Origin of the sequence: Streptomyces sp. AcH 505 (assembly GCF_000818175.1) — a bacterium.
Classification (GTDB): domain Bacteria; phylum Actinomycetota; class Actinomycetes; order Streptomycetales; family Streptomycetaceae; genus Streptomyces.
Genome location: NZ_JTIY01000001.1, coordinates 2,130,921 through 2,145,332, shown reverse-complemented (window position 1 = coordinate 2,145,332; position 14,412 = coordinate 2,130,921). Strand labels below are relative to the sequence as shown.

Genomic DNA, 14,412 nt, shown 5'->3' with positions numbered 1-14,412 from the left:
CCCTCGACGCCGTCTTCGGCGAGGTCGAAGTCCCCGACCTGACGGACGAGTCGGCCGACTGGCGCGACCAGATGCGCGAACTCGCCGCCAGCTACCGCGATGTGCTGGTCCGTCACCACTGGGTCTCGCCGCTCGTCGGCCGGTATCTGAACATCGGCCCGCACGCGACGGTGTTCACATCGGCCGTGCAGGGCGTCCTCAGCAGGACCGGCCTCGGGACGGAAGGACAGACGGGCGCGCTGGCAGCCGTCTTCCAGTTCGTGTACGGATTCGGCACGATCGAAGGCCACTTCGTGCAGCGCTGCGCCGACGCGGGACTGAGCCAGGAGGAGTACTTCCATCTGGCCATGGGGACGATCAGCGAAGAGCCCACGTTCCGGCGGGACTTCGAGAGCGCCAGCAACATCATGGCGCCGCGCGACGGCGACACGGTGCAGGAGATGCGCGAGCGGAACTTCACGTTCGCGCTCGAACTGCTCATCGCCGGCATCGAGGCGATGCGCGCGCGGGGCTGACCGTAAGGATCAGCCCCCGCACGCACCACAGGCCATACGCGAGCGGCGCCGCGCCACAGACGCCCGCCACCGGCGCCACGTCGAGGGCCGAACGCCGAACGCCGAACGTCGAGCGCCGAACGCGCTACTCCTTCGGCGCCAGGTGCGCGGGGAAGCCGCCGGTCGCCAGCGGGCCCCACCGCTCCGGGGTGATACGGATGATCGACTTGCCCTGCTTCACCATCGCCGCGCGGTACTCGTCCCAGTCCGAGTGCTCGCCGGAGATGTTCCGGAAGTACTCCACGAGCGGCTCGACCGACTCCGGTACGTCCAGCACCTCGGCCGTACCGTCGATCTGCACCCAGGGCCCGCTCCAGTCGTCCGACAGGACGATCACGCTGACCCGCTCGTCCCGCTTCGCGTTCCGGGTCTTCGCGCGCTCCGGGTACGTGGAGATGACGATCCGCCCCGAGTCGTCCACGCCGCAGGTGAGCGGGGAACCCTGCGGGCGGCCGTCGGAGCGGGTGGTCAGCAGGATCGCGCGGTGCCTCGGCCGGACGAACTCAAGCAGCTCGTCGCGGTCGACTGATGTGTTCGTTGCGATGTTCGGTGCCATGCTCCGCAGCCTACGACGCCCAGGACGTGCGGCTCCCGTCACATCGGCGGCAGGTCGCCCTGCACCGCCTGGATGTCCAGCTCGACGCGGAGCGTCGTCCCGATCATCGAGATGCCCGCCTGCATGACCTGGTTGTAGTTCATGGCGAAGTCCTCGCGGCGCAGTTCGGTGGTCGCGCGGAACGCCGCCCGCACGCCGCCCCACGGGTCGGGCCCGCTGCCCAGGTAGCGCAGGTCCAGGTCCACGTCGCGCAGGACGCCGTGCAGCGAGAGCTGCCCGTGCACCGTCCAGCGGTCCTGGCCCGCCGGGGTCAGCCCGGTACTGCGGTAGCTGATCTCGGGGAAGCGCTCGACGTCCAGGAAGTCGGGCGACTTGAGGTGCTTGTCCCGCAGTCCGTTGCCGGTGTCGATGCTCGCCGCGCTGATGACGGCGTCCACGCGCGACTGCTCGTACCCGCCGCCCGCCTCGACGATCTCGATCCGGCCGCCGAACTCCTTGAACCGGCCGTGCACGCTGGAGATCCCCAGATGCTGCGCGACCGCGCTCACCGAGCAGTGCGCGGGGTCCAGGCTCCAGGAGCCGGGCGGCGGCAGCTCGGAGCCGCCCTGCCTGGCCAGGACGACCGTGCCGACCTCGGCCCTGCCACTCGCCGTGACGAGCGCGGTTGCCGCCGCCGGCGCGTAGCCGACGGCCGTCACGACCACGGTGTACGGGCCCGGCGCCAGCGCCAGGTCGGCCGCCACGCCCCCGTCGTCGTCGGCCGCCGCCCGCAGCACCTGCGAGCCGGTCATGTCGGTCATGGTCACGATCGCGTGCTGAACGGCCCAGCCGTCCCGCGTCCGTACCTGTGCGCGAAGTCCCATCCCGTTTTCTCTCTTTCTTTACGCGGTGCCGCGGTGGCGCGTGGAGCAGTGACGCAGTGACGCAGTGACGCGCCGGGGCAGGCCCGGCAAGGGCCTGCCCCGGTCCCCCGAAGGGATCCGACTACGCGCCGGGGTGGGCGAGTTCGATGTCGTGGTCGTCGACCCCGCGCCCTGCCACTGTCAACGAGCCGGCCACCGGCGGGTAGCCGGTCGCGATGACCGTGTACTCGCCCGCGTCCAGATCGGCGAAGCCGTACGCGCCGTCCTCGCCGGTCGTCGACGTGGCGACCACGTTCCCCGCCGCGTCGACGAGCGTCACCCGCGCGTCGGGGAGGGGACGCCGCGCGGCGCCCGCCCGTACCGTGCCCTGCACGAAGGCGCCGGACTGCAGCACCGCCTCGATCCGGGTCACACCCTGGCCGCCGATCTCGACCGGCAGGGCCAGCGGCCGGAAACCGGTCGCGTTGACCGCGACGGTCACCGATCCGGGGACCAGCTCGCCGAACGCGAACTCGCCCTGTTCGACGGTCTTGCCGGTGGCCAGCACATCGCCACGCACGTCGGTCACGATGACCATCGCGCCCTCCACGGGCAGCCCGCCATCGGCGCCGCGCACCGAGCCGCTGAGCCCGCTCGTACCGGACAGCAGCACGTCGTACGCCAGCGGCCCGTCACCGACGACCACCGTCGCGGCCTGCGGCTGGAAGCCGTCGGCCGAGGCGATCAGGACGTACGAGCCGGAGCCCGGAGCGCCCAGCGCATACGTGCCTTCGGGTCCCGCCACCGCACGGGCGAGCTGCGTGCCGCCCAGCGAGATGAGGGTGACGGCGGCGCCGGGCACCGGAGCACCCTCGGCGCCGCGCACCACGCCCCGCACAGGCGTACCGTCCTGCGGCTGCGACTCGGCTGCCGGGATCGGCGCGGTCGCCTGAACCGGTACGTCGGCGACCGCAGCGGAAGCGGCGGAGCCCACCGGCGCGCCGACAGCCGCCGGTACGGGAGCCTCAGCGGCCTCGGCCGCGGCTGCGGCCTCCTGCGCCGCGTCGCCGACCGCGCGGGTCCGCAGCGGGATCTCCTTGATGAACAGGGTGATGAGGAAGGCGACCAGGGCCGCGGGGGCCGCGTAGAGGAAGACGTCACCGACACCGTGCCCGTACGCCGCCTCCATGATCGTCCGCAGCGGGGCGGGCAGGGTGGCCAGGTCGGGGATGGTGCCGTCGCCGCCGCTCGCACTGCCGACGCCGGCGCCCTGCGGGCCGAGCGCGGTCAGCCCGTCCTTGACGTAGTGCGTGACGCGGTTGCCGAGCACGGCGCCCAGCGCCGAGACACCGATCGCACCGCCCAGCGAGCGGAAGAAGGTGACGGTGGAGCTGGCGGAGCCCAGGTCGGAGGCCGACACCTGGTTCTGGGTGCACAGGACCAGGTTCTGCATCATCATGCCGATGCCGAGACCGAGGGCCGCCATGTAGAACGCCATGTGCCAGTACGGGGTGTCGACCCGGATGGTGCCCAGCAGGCCGAGGCCCGCCGTCACCAGGAAGCCGCCGCTGACCAGCCAGACCTTCCAGCGGCCCGTCTTGGTGATGATCTGCCCGGAGACGGTGGAGGAGAGGAACAGACCACCGATCATCGGGATGGTCATGACGCCGGACATGGTCGGCGACTTGTCGCGGGCGAGCTGGAAGTACTGGCTGAAGAAGACCGTACCGGCGAACATCGCGATACCGACGAAGAGCGAGGCCAGCGAGGCCAGCGTGATCGTACGGTTGCGGAACAGCCGCAGCGGGATGATCGGCTCGCTGGCCTTCGACTCGATGAGGACGAAGAGCGCGCCGAGGACGACGGAGCCGCCGACCATGGCGTACGTCTGCCAGGAGAGCCACTCGTACTTGTTGCCGGCGAAGGTCACCCAGATCAGCAGCAGCGAGACGGCGGCGGCGATGGAGAAGGCGCCCGACCAGTCGACCTTGACCTTGCGCTTGACGATCGGCAGGTTCAGCGTCTTCTGCAGCACGATCAGGGCGATCACCGCGAACGGCACGCCGACGTAGAAGCACCAGCGCCAGCCCAGCCACGAGGTGTCCGTGATGACACCGCCGAGCAGCGGGCCGCCGACGGTGGCGACGGCGAAGGTCGCGCCGAGGTAGCCGCTGTACCGGCCCCGCTCGCGCGGCGAGATCATCGCGGCCATCACGATCTGGGCCAGGGCGGAGAGACCGCCCACGCCTATGCCCTGGAAGACACGGCAGGCGATCAGCATCTCGGAGTTGACCGAGAGGCCGGCCACGACCGAGCCCGCGACATAGATGATCAGGGCGACCTGGACCAGCAGCTTCTTGCTGAAGAGGTCGGAGAGCTTGCCCCAGAGCGGGGTGGTCGCCGTCATCGCCAGCAGCGACGCGGTCACCACCCAGGTGTACGCGCTCTGGCCGCCGCCGAGGTCGGAGACGATGTGGGGGAGGGCGTTCGTCACGATCGTGGAGGACAGGATCGCGACGAACATGCCAAGGAGCAGCCCGGAGAGGGCCTCCATGACCTGACGGTGTGTCATCGGCGTGCCGTTGCCGGGCGCTGCTTCGCCCCCGTGTTTGGCGTGGCCGCCCCGCACACCTGTGGGTGTGGTCGTAGCCATGAAATTCCTTGTCTTACGTGTCTGAATGCGCGGGTGTACGGGAGTACGAGTCGTCGTCGTAGGGCCGGTGTTCCGGCGTCCCGTGGTCGAACCGGTCTGTCGTGTGCCATTCGCGGCAGTCACCGAAACTGGCGCGGAGCCGGTTCAGCAGTGAGCTGAGCTGTCCGACTTCTTCGTCGGTCCAGTCGTCGAGCACGCGGGCGAACATCTCGGTCGTCCTGCCGGCCAGCTCGTCGAGCATGCGGATGCCCGCGGGGGTCAGCCGCAGGATGCGTGAGCGCTTGTCGCCGGGGTCGGGGGACCGTTCCAGCCAGCCGCGCTGCGCGGCGTGCGCCACATGGCGGCTGGTTACCGACATGTCGACGGCGAGCAGTTCGGCGAGGCGGCTCATCCGCATCTCGCCGTGCCGGTCCAGCAGGGTGAGTACGGCGGCCGAGCCGCCCGGGCAGTCGGCGGGCAGGATGCGGGTCAGGCCCCGCTTGATGGCGCCGATGGCCGACAGTTGCCGGGCCAGTTCCGCGTACTGGCTGTGTGCGGCCATGGACCCTCCCGGCATCTTGTTGCTTGGGGCAACCATAGAAGCTGTTGGTTGCTGCAGGCAAACGAAATCGGGCAGAGAGAGGCAAAGGAATTCAAAACAGATCGCATGGTTATGGTCAAACACCGGCGTGTGTGTTCGAAAGGTCACTCGGGACCGGGGCCAGGGTGCGGTCAGCACCGGTCCGAACCGTGCATATGACGATCCGGGGCGGGCCCGGGGTTGGGCCGGACGCGTACGTTCGCTAGGGTCCTGGCACATGGCACACAATCCCCATGCCCCGCAGGGTCCCGAGGGCAACCCCGACCCGGCCGGCAGCACCCAGATGTTCCGCGCCTTCGTCGACGAGGGAGAGCCGCAGCGCCGTCAGGCAGCACCGCAGCAGAGTGGCGGACCGAAGGTCGGCGTGATCGTCGGCGTCGTGGCCGTCGTCGTGATCCTGGCCGTGGTGGCCTGGCTGGCCTTCGGCTGAGCGTATTCACCACCGGAACCCCGCCCGACGCCTTGAGTGCTGGGCGGGGTCTCCGTATGTCCTCGGCCGCTTCTCGGACCGAGATCCCTGAGCCGCGATCCCTGGGCCGAGATCCCGGTCCGTGATGCCGGTCCGCGATCCCTAGTCCGAGATCAGGCCCTCGCGCAGCTGCGCGAGCGTGCGGGTCAGCAGCCGCGAGACATGCATCTGCGAGATGCCGACCTCTTCGCCGATCTGGGACTGCGTCATGTTCGCGAAGAACCGCAGCATGATGATCTGCCGCTCACGGGGCGGGAGTTTGGCGAGCAGCGGCTTCAGCGACTCGCGGTACTCGACGCCTTCCAGCGCCATGTCCTCGTAGCCGAGCCGGTCGGCGAGCGAGCCCTCCCCGCCGTCGTCCTCGGGCGAGGGCGAGTCGAGCGACGACGCCGTGTACGCGTTGCCGACCGCGAGGCCGTCGACCACGTCCTCCTCGGACACGCCCAGCACGGCGGCGAGTTCGGGCACGGTCGGCGAGCGGTCGAGCTTCTGTGCCAGGTCGTCGCTGGCCTTGGTCAGCGCGAGCCGCAGCTCCTGGAGCCGGCGCGGCACCCGCACCGACCATGAGGTGTCACGGAAGAATCGTTTGATCTCGCCGACGACCGTGGGCATGGCGAAGGTCGGGAACTCGACGCCTCTTTCGCAGTCGAACCGGTCGATCGCCTTGATCAGGCCGATCGTGCCGACCTGGACGATGTCCTCCATCGGCTCGTTACGGCTGCGGAAGCGAGCCGCCGCGTACCGCACCAGCGGCAGGTTCAGCTCGATGAGGGTGTCGCGCACATAGGTGCGCTCGGGGCTGTCCGCCTCTTGGCCCTCGCCGACCAGCACGGCGAGGCGTAGGAACAGGGAGCGGGACAGAGTGCGCGTATCGATGGCTTCCGGCTGGGACACGCGCGGCTGAACCACGGTCACGGTGTCGAGAGCGTTGGGCTCGGGATCGCTTTTCGTAAGCGTGAGCACCTTCGAGCTGCCCTGTTCTTCGGACATGCCACCCCCTTGAGGTCGCTGACGGTCGCGGTGGCCGCTCCCGTCGGAGGAACGCAGCCTCCACCTGAATACCGGAGGCGGGGCTGCGGCAAACGCGGTTCCCGCAGAATGTCACAAGTCGTCAACACGCTGTAGTGACATGTCGACAAGCCATAACCACGTCTGCGCAGCCCGGAGGGGGTGTGGGGATCATTTCGACCGTGCGGAGAAGAAACATATCCGCAAACTCGGGAGGGTTACGCTTCGATCCGATTTGCGGATCTCAGTCGCGCAAAGCTACGGGCCAGAAGTCTTGACACATGCATCTGAGAGACTCCCAGTTCCTGACTGATCTGAGACTGCGTCAGATTGTTGTAGTAGCGGAGCATCAGGATCCGCTGTTCCCTTTCGGGCAGTTGTACGAGGAGATGGCGGACGAGATCGCGGTGCTCGACGCCGGCGAGCGCCGGGTCCTCGTACCCGAGCCGGTCCAGCAGTCCCGGCAGTCCGTCGCCCTCCTGGGCGGCCTCCAGCGACGTCGCGTGGTACGACCGGCCGGCCTCGATGCAGGCGAGCACCTCGTCCTCGGAGATCTTCAGCCGCTCGGCGATCTCGGCGGTGGTGGGTGAGCGGCCGTGAGCGGTCGTCAGGTCCTCGGTGGCGCCGGTGACCTGGACCCACAGCTCGTGCAGCCGCCGGGGTACGTGGACGGTCCGTACGTTGTCGCGGAAGTACCGCTTGATCTCGCCGACGACCGTGGGCATCGCGAAGGTGGGGAACTGCACCCCGCGGTCGGGGTCGAACCGGTCGATGGCGTTGATGAGCCCGATCGTGCCGACCTGGACGACGTCCTCCATCGGCTCGTTACGGCTGCGGAAGCGGGCGGCGGCGTACCGCACCAGCGGCAGATTGGCCTCGATGAGCGCGGCCCGCACCCGGCCGTGCTCGTGGCTGCCCGGCTCCAGGTTCTTGAGCTGGCCGAAGAGGACCTGGGTCAGGGCGCGGGTGTCGGCGCCCCGGCTCTGCGCGGCGGTGCGCGGCTCGGTCTCGGTCTCGGTGACCGGCTCAGTCTCGGTGACCGGCTCGGTCTCCGTGACCGGTTCGGTCGCCGGCGTGGTCCGCGGTTCTGTCTGAGGCTCTGCGTCGGGACCGGGCCCGGGGCCGGCTCTGGGTGCCGGTTCGGGCTCGGCGGGGCTCTCGGGCTGGGGCGGCACTTGAGGCGTAGTACTGGCCGGCACGGTCACGCCACCCCTTTGCGGTCGACTGCGGTCAACTCATCCGTCAAAAGCGGTCATAGCATCACAAGACATGTCCACCGTGCGCAAGCACCTGATCACTCCGTGTTGACGGCAAGTTGGGGCAAAAAGCCCAAAAGCCCCACGCCGTAGCGGCGTGGGGCAGGGGAGGCCGAGGGGTCAGAACTCGTAGTCGGCGATCACCCAGGTGGCGAACTCACGCCACTGCGCGACGCCTGCCTGATGCGCCGGATGCTCGATGTAGCGCCGCAGCGCATCGCGGTCCGCCGTGGCGGAGTTGATGGCGAAGTCGTACGCGATCGGCCGGTCGCTGATGTTCCAGGCGCACTCCCAGAACTCCAGCTCGGGGATCTGCCCGCCGAGCGCCTCGAACGCACGGGCGCCGGCGACCACGCGCGGCTCGTCCCGGGAGACGCCTTCGTCGAGCTTGAAAAGGACCAGGTGGCGGATCACGGACACTCCTTGGGGGCGACGGGAGCGCCACGGCAGGACCGCGGTCGTGCGAGGGTCGTCAGGTGAGAGTCACTGGACGAGCTGGGTCATGAACTCGCCGACGCCTTGCGCGGCGCTCGATATGCCCTCGAACCCTACCTGGACGAGTTCGGCGGCCTTGGCCGGCGAGGTGATGATCGTATACAGCACGAAGACGACCGCTCCGTAGAGAATTATCTTCTTAGCCGCTGCCATCTTGTGTGCTGCCTCCCCTGCCGCCCCGATGCAGTCGCGTGAGTCTAACCGTATGAACGGGACCGGACAGCAACTGATCGGTTCCGGTCAAAAAATAAGATCGCTGAGTGTGCATCATCGCCGGTGCGGGCACGGTCGAAGTCGCCGGGGGGACGGGCTGGTTGGGTGTGTACCGCAAGTGGCACGCCCGGCGCGGGAGTTCCGGCTCAGACGCCGTCGGCGCCGTCGGCCGCCGAGGCGTAACGACGCGCCAGGAGCCCGAAGGCGGCCGTCAGCTCGGGCGGTCCGACGACCTCGATGCCGGCGTCGAACATGCCGACGGTGGCGGCCAGGGCCGGCCAGGACCACGAGCCCAGGACGAGCCGGCAGCGGTCCTGGCCGAGCTCCTCGACGACGCCGTCACGGGCGAAGCGGGAGACGTCGGCGGCGTTCAGGCCGAGGATCACCTCGCCGCGGCAGGGCCAGTCACCGGAGCCGTCGCTGCCGCCGCCGCCCGAGCCGCCCGGTTCGTCGGCCGCGCCACGGAACCGCCCGGTGACGAAGCCCGCCACCGACCCGCCGGGCAGCTCGCGCGGGGTGAAGCGGGGGCCGGTGGGGGTACGGGGGGTGATCCGGTCGCCGCGGAAGACGCGCCAGTCGTCCCGGGCGAGGTCCCACGCGACGAGATACCAGCGGCTGCCCCGTACGACCAGATGGTGCGGCTGCACCCGGCGCGGCGGGGACCCGGCGGGCGCGTAGTCGAAGCGCAGCTCCTCACGGGCGCGGACGGCGGCGCTGAGCGCCAGGAGTACGCCGCTGTCGGCCTGCGGTTCCCGCCGCCCCCCGGACTGCTCGACGGCGGTGACCTGGAAGGCGTCGATACGGTGGCGCAGCCGCGCGGGCATGACCTGCCGGACGGTGTTCAGGGCGCGCGCCGCTGCCTCCTCGATCCCGGCCCCGGTGGCGGCGGCCGTCCGGAGCGCGACGGCGAGGGCGACGGCCTGCTCGTCGTCGAACAGCAGCGGAGGCAGCCGCGTACCGGCCCCGAGCCGGTACCCACCGTCGGGGCCCTTGGCGGCGACGATCGGGTAGCCGAGCTCCCGCAGCCGGTCCACGTCGCGGCGTACGGTGCGCGGACTGACGTCCAGCCGTTCCGCCAGCAGCGCCCCTGGCCAGTCCCTGCGGGCCTGGAGCAGCGAGAGCAGCCGTGCTGAGGTCTTCGGCATGATCCCAGGATGCCCCGAGTAGCGGACAGCTCCTGACCGCTACTCCTGCGAGTGTGTGTCGTGTGCCGGAGAACGGCGACGGCGGACATCCCGCGCGAGGCCTCGACAGCCGTACCGCGCCCTGAGCGACCTGCCCTCTCCACAAGCGACCCGCCCTCTCCACAAGGAAATCTGACCGACCGTGAGGACCACCCGAGCGAGCATGCGATGACCGTTCTCGACACCCGTGCGCTCAACCGCGCCACGCTCGCCCGCCAGTTGCTGCTCGACCGCGCCGACCTGCCGGTGCTCGACGCGGTCGCGCATCTCGGCGGGCTCCAGGCGCAGGAACCGCAGGAGCCGTATCTGGGGCTCTGGTCGCGGCTGCGCGGCTTCGACCCGGCGGTGCTCTCCGGGCTGCTGGTCGCACGGGGCGTGGTGCGCACCCACCTCATGCGTCGCACGGTCCATCTCGTCACCGCCGCCGACGTACTGGCCTGGCGGTCCCGGCACGGCGCCATGCTGCGCCAGCGGGTGCTCGGCGTCTACCGCGCCGAGCTGGCCGCTGTGGACCTCGACGAACTCGCCGCGGCCGCCCTGGCGGTGATGGCCGACGGGGAGCCGCGTTCGATGGCCGAACTCGCGCGGGCGCTCGCCGACCGCTGGCCGGCGCCGGGGCCCCGGGCGCTGGGCGAGATGGTGATCGCCGCGCTCGTCCCGATGGCGCAACTGCCGCCGCGCGGGCTGTGGCGCACACGCGCGGGAGTACGCAACGTCCCGCTCGCGTCCTGGCTGGGCCGTGAGGTCGACCCGCTGTCCCCGGACGGCGCCGATCCCGTGGGCCAGGCGCTGGTACGCCGCTACCTGGCCGCTTTCGGCCCGGCGGCCTCGGCCGACCTGCGCGCCTGGTGCGGCCTCGCGGGCCTGCCGGCCGCGGTGGCGGCGATCCGCCACGAGCTGGTCAGCTTCCGCGACGAGAGCGGCCGGGAACTCCTCGACCTCCCTGACGCGCCCCGCCCCGACCCGGACACCCCGGCCCCCGTGCGGTTCCTGCCGGCCTTCGACAACGCGATCCTCGGCTACCAGGACCGCACCCGCGTCATCGACGCCGCCCACCGGGGCCTGTCGGTCGCGGGCGAGCGCGTCGTCCTGGTCGACGGCCGGGTCGCCGCGACCTGGCGGGTCGAATCCGGCACCGTAGCGGTCACCCCGCTCCACCACCTCGCCCGCGGCGACCGCACGGCGGTCACCGAAGAGGGCCGGGCGATGGCGGCGTTCCTCTCGGACAACGAGACGGCGGAGGTACGGGTCGACCCGGCCTAGGGCCTCTCGTTCGGATCTTGTCGTCAGCGGCCGAGTGCCTTGCGCAGCTGCTGCTTGTTCATCGACGAGCGGCCCTCGACGTTCTTCTTCTTGGCCTCCTCGTACAGCTGATCCCTCGTCGGCCCCTGGGCGCCGCTGTGCGACCGTTCGCCGCCGCGCTGGGAGGCCGACTTCGGGTCCTTGGTCGAGACCTTGCTCGCGGTCTTCGACTCGCCGGACCTGGCGCGCTCCTTGTTGACGGTCCGTGCGGCGATCTCCTCCGCACGCCCGGCGGAGGCGCCGCGCTTCTCGACGCTCTCCTTGACGTGCTCGTACTGGCGCTCACGCTTGGGGCTGGAACCTGCGGGCATGTCACTCTCCTCTGGCCTCTGTTCCTCCGGCCTGTGTCTCTCGGTTGACCGAAGACGCAGCGGAAAAACCTCCCCCGCCCCACCGTACGAACGCCATCGGCACCCCGCACCGCGACGGGCATTCGGCGGCGGAACCGTCGCCCGCCGGGCAACGAAAAACCGCCCCTGACCTGGCTTCCAAGGTCAGAGGCGGTTCTTGCTGGCGGTAGCGGAGGGATTTGAACCCTCGGTGAGTTTCCCCACACTCGCTTTCGAGGCGAGCTCCTTCGGCCGCTCGGACACGCTACCGGGAGAGATCCTAGCCCACGGTGGGCCGTGGTTCGAAATCCGTATCTCGGGGGGCCGCTCAAGGCCCGCTCAAGGCCCGCTCAGGGGTTGCTCAGGGGGTGCGGAAGAAGGACGTCAGGAGGTGGGAGCACTCGTCGGCGAGGACTCCTTCGATCACCTCGGGGCGGTGGTTGAGGCGGCGGTCGCGTACGACGTCCCACAGGGAGCCGGCCGCGCCGGCCTTCTCGTCCCGGGCGCCGAAGACGACGCGGTCCAGGCGGGACTGGACGATCGCGCCCGCGCACATCGTGCAGGGTTCGAGGGTGACGACCAGGGTGCAGTCGGTGAGGCGCCACGCGCCGAGTTGTCCGGCCGCCCTGCGGATGGCGAGAACCTCCGCGTGGGCCGTCGGGTCGGCGGTGGCCTCACGTTCGTTGTGGGCGGCGGCAAGCAGCGTCCCTTCCGGGGACAGCAGGACGGCGCCGACCGGCACATCACCGGCTCGCGCCGCCCGTGCCGCCTCGTCCAGGGCCTGGCGCATCGGCGCCTGCCATGGATCGCGTACCGGGTCGGGCACGGGTTCGTGCCCCAGCACTATCGGACAGTCTCCAGGACGTCAGCGGCGCCGAGAGCCTCCGCGATCTCGGCCATCGCGTCGGTTTCCAGTGCCAGCAGGTCCGACTCGGACAGCCCGAGGTCGGCGAGGATCTCGCGGTCCCCGATCGGTCCTGCCGTCGCGGCCTCCCCGCTCGTCGCGGGGGTGTCGTCGTCGTCCTCCTCGTCGCTCACATCCGGTTCGCCGTCCTCCGTACCGTCGAGGTCCAGCGTGTCCAGGTCGGCTGCCGGGTCATCATCGTCCGCGCCGATCAGTTCATCGATGAGAATCTCCCCGTACGAGGAGCGTGCGGCCGCGGCCGCGTCAGAGACGTAGAAACGAGGATCTTCCTCGCCCTCCACACGGACGATGCCGAACCAGGCATCCTCCTGCTCGATGAAGAGGAGAACTGTCTCCTCGTCAACCGAGGCTTCGCGGGCCAGGTCGGTGAGGTCCGACAGGGTTTCCACATCGTCGAGATCTGTATCGCTCGCTTCCCACCCGTCTTCGGTGCGCGCGAGCAGTGCGGCGAAGTACACCGTGACTCTCCCACTGGTCAGAGGTGTGACGGTCCGGCGGTGCGCTGCTCTGTGCCCCGCCCACTCGGAATCGTGGCAGAAACTCGCGCTGTGCGAGAGGTCTTCCACCGTTGCGTCGTGCGGCCATTTTATTCACCGCCCGTTCGCCGCCAAGCGCCGCGTACCCCTCGGGGCGCGTCTGGACGGTCACGAATCGGGAACGGCGTCGGGCGCGCCCGGGGGGCTACCGCGGGTCACCCCTGGTTACCCGTGCGTAGGGAAACGGTGGTGCGGAGAGTGAAGGGGAGGGTGCCGACGGGTACGCCGCCGTCACCAGCGGAACGTACGCATCCGCATCTGCTGGCGCATCCGTGCCGCCCGCGCCTGCCGGGGTTTCACCCGCTCGCGCAGCGCCTTCGCCTCGTTCAGCTCGCGCAGGAACTGCGCGCGGCGTCTGCGCCGGGCGGCCTCCGCCTCGGCATCGTCCTGTCCGGGGTCGCTCTGCGGCTCCTGGTCCGGCATCGACGCTCTCACCACCCCTTGGCTGCGGGTCCTTCACTCACACCTTCCCGCAGGGTCCGGGGTTGATGCCCGTGCGTACATCCCTGGCCTTTGCCCGGCGGCCCGGCCGTTACTGTGGTCGCCATGCGCATTCACGTCGTCGACCACCCGCTGGTGGCGCACAAACTCACCACGCTGCGCGACCTGCGCACCGACTCCGCCACCTTCCGGCGCCTCGCCGACGAACTGGTGACGCTGCTCGCCTACGAGGCCACCAGGGATGTGCGCACCGAACAGGTCGACATCGAGACCCCCGTCACGGCGACGACGGGCGTGCGCCTCTCGCACCCGCGTCCGCTGGTCGTGCCGATCCTGCGGGCCGGTCTCGGCATGCTCGACGGCATGGTGCGGCTGCTGCCGACCGCCGAGGTGGGCTTCCTCGGGATGATGCGGAACGAGGAGACGCTCCAGGCGTCGACCTACGCGAGCCGCATGCCGGAGGACCTGTCGGGCCGTCAGGTGTACGTGCTCGACCCGATGCTGGCCACCGGCGGCACGCTGGTCGCGGCGATCCGCGAGCTGATCAAGCGCGGCGCCGACGACGTGACAGCCGTGGTGCTCCTCGCGGCGCCCGAGGGCGTCGAGGTGATGGAGCGCGAGCTGGCGGGTGCGCCGGTCACCGTCGTCACTGCGGCCGTGGACGAGCGGCTGAACGAGCAGGGCTACATCGTCCCCGGCCTCGGCGACGCCGGGGACCGGATGTACGGCACCGTCGACTAGGTCCTGTCTTCCGAATCAGGCCGGATGGGGGACAGATGATCGTTCTGGTACTGCTCGTGGTCGTGGTGCTTGCCGTCGCCGGGTGCGTCTGTGTGGTCTGGGCAGCGCGAGGCGGCCCACGCTGGGTCCGAGGGGTGGCGGCCGTGACGCTTGCCGCCGGCGACGCGGTGCGTCTCTCCCGGCGGAACAGCCGCCGGGGTGTGAGCGGGAGCAGCGGCGACGACGGCTAGGGCCTTTCGTTTGGATCAGGCCGGATCAGGGAGCGGGCGCTGGTGTCGTGGATCGCAAGGCGGAGGAGGGAGGCGACGCGGAGCGTCGCCGACCGACG

At 70.3% G+C, this 14,412-nt stretch carries 18 protein-coding genes and 1 tRNA gene; 5 read left to right on the top strand and 14 right to left on the bottom strand.

Translation table 11 applies throughout. The features are described from left to right. Nucleotides 1-515 (top strand): TetR/AcrR family transcriptional regulator C-terminal domain-containing protein (locus HY68_RS44975; RefSeq protein WP_241778521.1); only part of this gene is annotated, 515 nt, incomplete at its 5' end. A gap of 124 nt (nt 516-639) precedes the next feature. On the opposite strand, the gene HY68_RS09910 is transcribed toward HY68_RS44975, so the two are convergent. The 4 genes from HY68_RS09910 to HY68_RS09895 form a co-directional block, all read right to left on the bottom strand. Next, entirely contained in the window at nt 640-1,110 is a 471-nt protein-coding gene (locus tag HY68_RS09910; RefSeq protein WP_041987056.1) for a PPOX class F420-dependent oxidoreductase, read from the bottom strand. Nucleotides 1,111-1,148: 38 nt separating this feature from the next. Continuing rightward, nucleotides 1,149-1,973, bottom strand: coding sequence for a YceI family protein (locus HY68_RS09905; protein WP_041987054.1), 825 nt, complete (start codon nt 1,971-1,973; stop codon nt 1,149-1,151). A 121-nt stretch (nt 1,974-2,094) separates the two neighbouring features. After that, entirely contained in the window at nt 2,095-4,605 is a 2,511-nt protein-coding gene (locus HY68_RS09900) for an MFS transporter (RefSeq protein WP_041987049.1), read from the bottom strand. Between the two features lie 13 nt (nt 4,606-4,618). After that, nucleotides 4,619-5,146 carry a MarR family transcriptional regulator gene (locus HY68_RS09895; protein ID WP_041987046.1) on the bottom strand — a complete coding sequence of 176 codons (528 nt, stop codon included), beginning with the start codon at nt 5,144-5,146 and terminating at the stop codon, nt 4,619-4,621. Between the two features lie 256 nt (nt 5,147-5,402). On the opposite strand from HY68_RS09895, the gene HY68_RS09890 reads away from it, so the two are divergent. Beyond that, nucleotides 5,403-5,615 carry a hypothetical protein gene (locus HY68_RS09890; protein WP_041987044.1) on the top strand — a complete coding sequence of 71 codons (213 nt, stop codon included), beginning with the start codon at nt 5,403-5,405 and terminating at the stop codon, nt 5,613-5,615. Between the two features lie 141 nt (nt 5,616-5,756). On the opposite strand, the gene HY68_RS09885 is transcribed toward HY68_RS09890, so the two are convergent. From HY68_RS09885 to HY68_RS09870, 5 genes are all read right to left on the bottom strand, one after another. Continuing rightward, the gene (locus tag HY68_RS09885) at nt 5,757-6,644 is read right to left on the bottom strand and encodes an RNA polymerase sigma factor SigF (RefSeq protein WP_041987043.1); all 888 of its coding nucleotides are present in this window, start codon (nt 6,642-6,644) and stop codon (nt 5,757-5,759) included. Nucleotides 6,645-6,880: 236 nt separating this feature from the next. After that, a complete protein-coding gene (locus HY68_RS09880) occupies nt 6,881-7,861 on the bottom strand; it encodes a SigB/SigF/SigG family RNA polymerase sigma factor (protein ID WP_041995566.1) in 981 nt (326 codons plus the stop codon). Between the two features lie 177 nt (nt 7,862-8,038). Next, a complete protein-coding gene (locus HY68_RS09875; RefSeq protein WP_041987041.1) occupies nt 8,039-8,332 on the bottom strand; it encodes a Dabb family protein in 294 nt (97 codons plus the stop codon). A 69-nt stretch (nt 8,333-8,401) separates the two neighbouring features. After that, nucleotides 8,402-8,566, bottom strand: coding sequence for a hypothetical protein (locus HY68_RS43645; protein ID WP_198533244.1), 165 nt, complete (start codon nt 8,564-8,566; stop codon nt 8,402-8,404). Between the two features lie 206 nt (nt 8,567-8,772). After that, nucleotides 8,773-9,771 carry a transcriptional regulator gene (locus HY68_RS09870; RefSeq protein ID WP_041987039.1) on the bottom strand — a complete coding sequence of 333 codons (999 nt, stop codon included), beginning with the start codon at nt 9,769-9,771 and terminating at the stop codon, nt 8,773-8,775. 207 nt (nt 9,772-9,978) lie between these two features. Here HY68_RS09870 and HY68_RS09865 point away from each other — a divergent pair, with 207 nt between their 5' ends. Beyond that, nucleotides 9,979-11,073, top strand: a complete 1,095-nt coding sequence (locus HY68_RS09865) for a winged helix DNA-binding domain-containing protein (protein WP_041987035.1) — start codon at nt 9,979-9,981, stop codon at nt 11,071-11,073. A gap of 23 nt (nt 11,074-11,096) precedes the next feature. Here the strand turns inward: HY68_RS09865 and HY68_RS09860 are convergent, their stop codons facing one another. The 5 genes from HY68_RS09860 to HY68_RS09840 form a co-directional block, all read right to left on the bottom strand. Then, nucleotides 11,097-11,423, bottom strand: a complete 327-nt coding sequence (locus HY68_RS09860) for a hypothetical protein (RefSeq protein ID WP_041987031.1) — start codon at nt 11,421-11,423, stop codon at nt 11,097-11,099. Nucleotides 11,424-11,623: 200 nt separating this feature from the next. Continuing rightward, a tRNA-Ser gene (locus HY68_RS09855) sits at nt 11,624-11,711 on the bottom strand. Nucleotides 11,712-11,802: 91 nt separating this feature from the next. After that, entirely contained in the window at nt 11,803-12,231 is a 429-nt protein-coding gene (gene tadA / locus HY68_RS09850) for a tRNA adenosine(34) deaminase TadA (RefSeq protein WP_107070170.1), read from the bottom strand. A gap of 53 nt (nt 12,232-12,284) precedes the next feature. Continuing rightward, entirely contained in the window at nt 12,285-12,824 is a 540-nt protein-coding gene (locus HY68_RS09845) for a hypothetical protein (RefSeq protein ID WP_041987028.1), read from the bottom strand. A 309-nt stretch (nt 12,825-13,133) separates the two neighbouring features. After that, nucleotides 13,134-13,325, bottom strand: coding sequence for a hypothetical protein (locus tag HY68_RS09840; protein ID WP_041987026.1), 192 nt, complete (start codon nt 13,323-13,325; stop codon nt 13,134-13,136). A 123-nt stretch (nt 13,326-13,448) separates the two neighbouring features. Here HY68_RS09840 and upp point away from each other — a divergent pair, with 123 nt between their 5' ends. Both upp and HY68_RS44970 read left to right on the top strand, forming a co-directional pair. Continuing rightward, on the top strand, nt 13,449-14,084 hold the full coding sequence (gene upp / locus HY68_RS09835) for a uracil phosphoribosyltransferase (RefSeq protein ID WP_041987023.1): 636 nt from the start codon (nt 13,449-13,451) through the stop codon (nt 14,082-14,084). A 35-nt stretch (nt 14,085-14,119) separates the two neighbouring features. Then, entirely contained in the window at nt 14,120-14,314 is a 195-nt protein-coding gene (locus tag HY68_RS44970; RefSeq protein WP_041987021.1) for a hypothetical protein, read from the top strand. Nucleotides 14,315-14,412 lie beyond the last annotated feature (98 nt).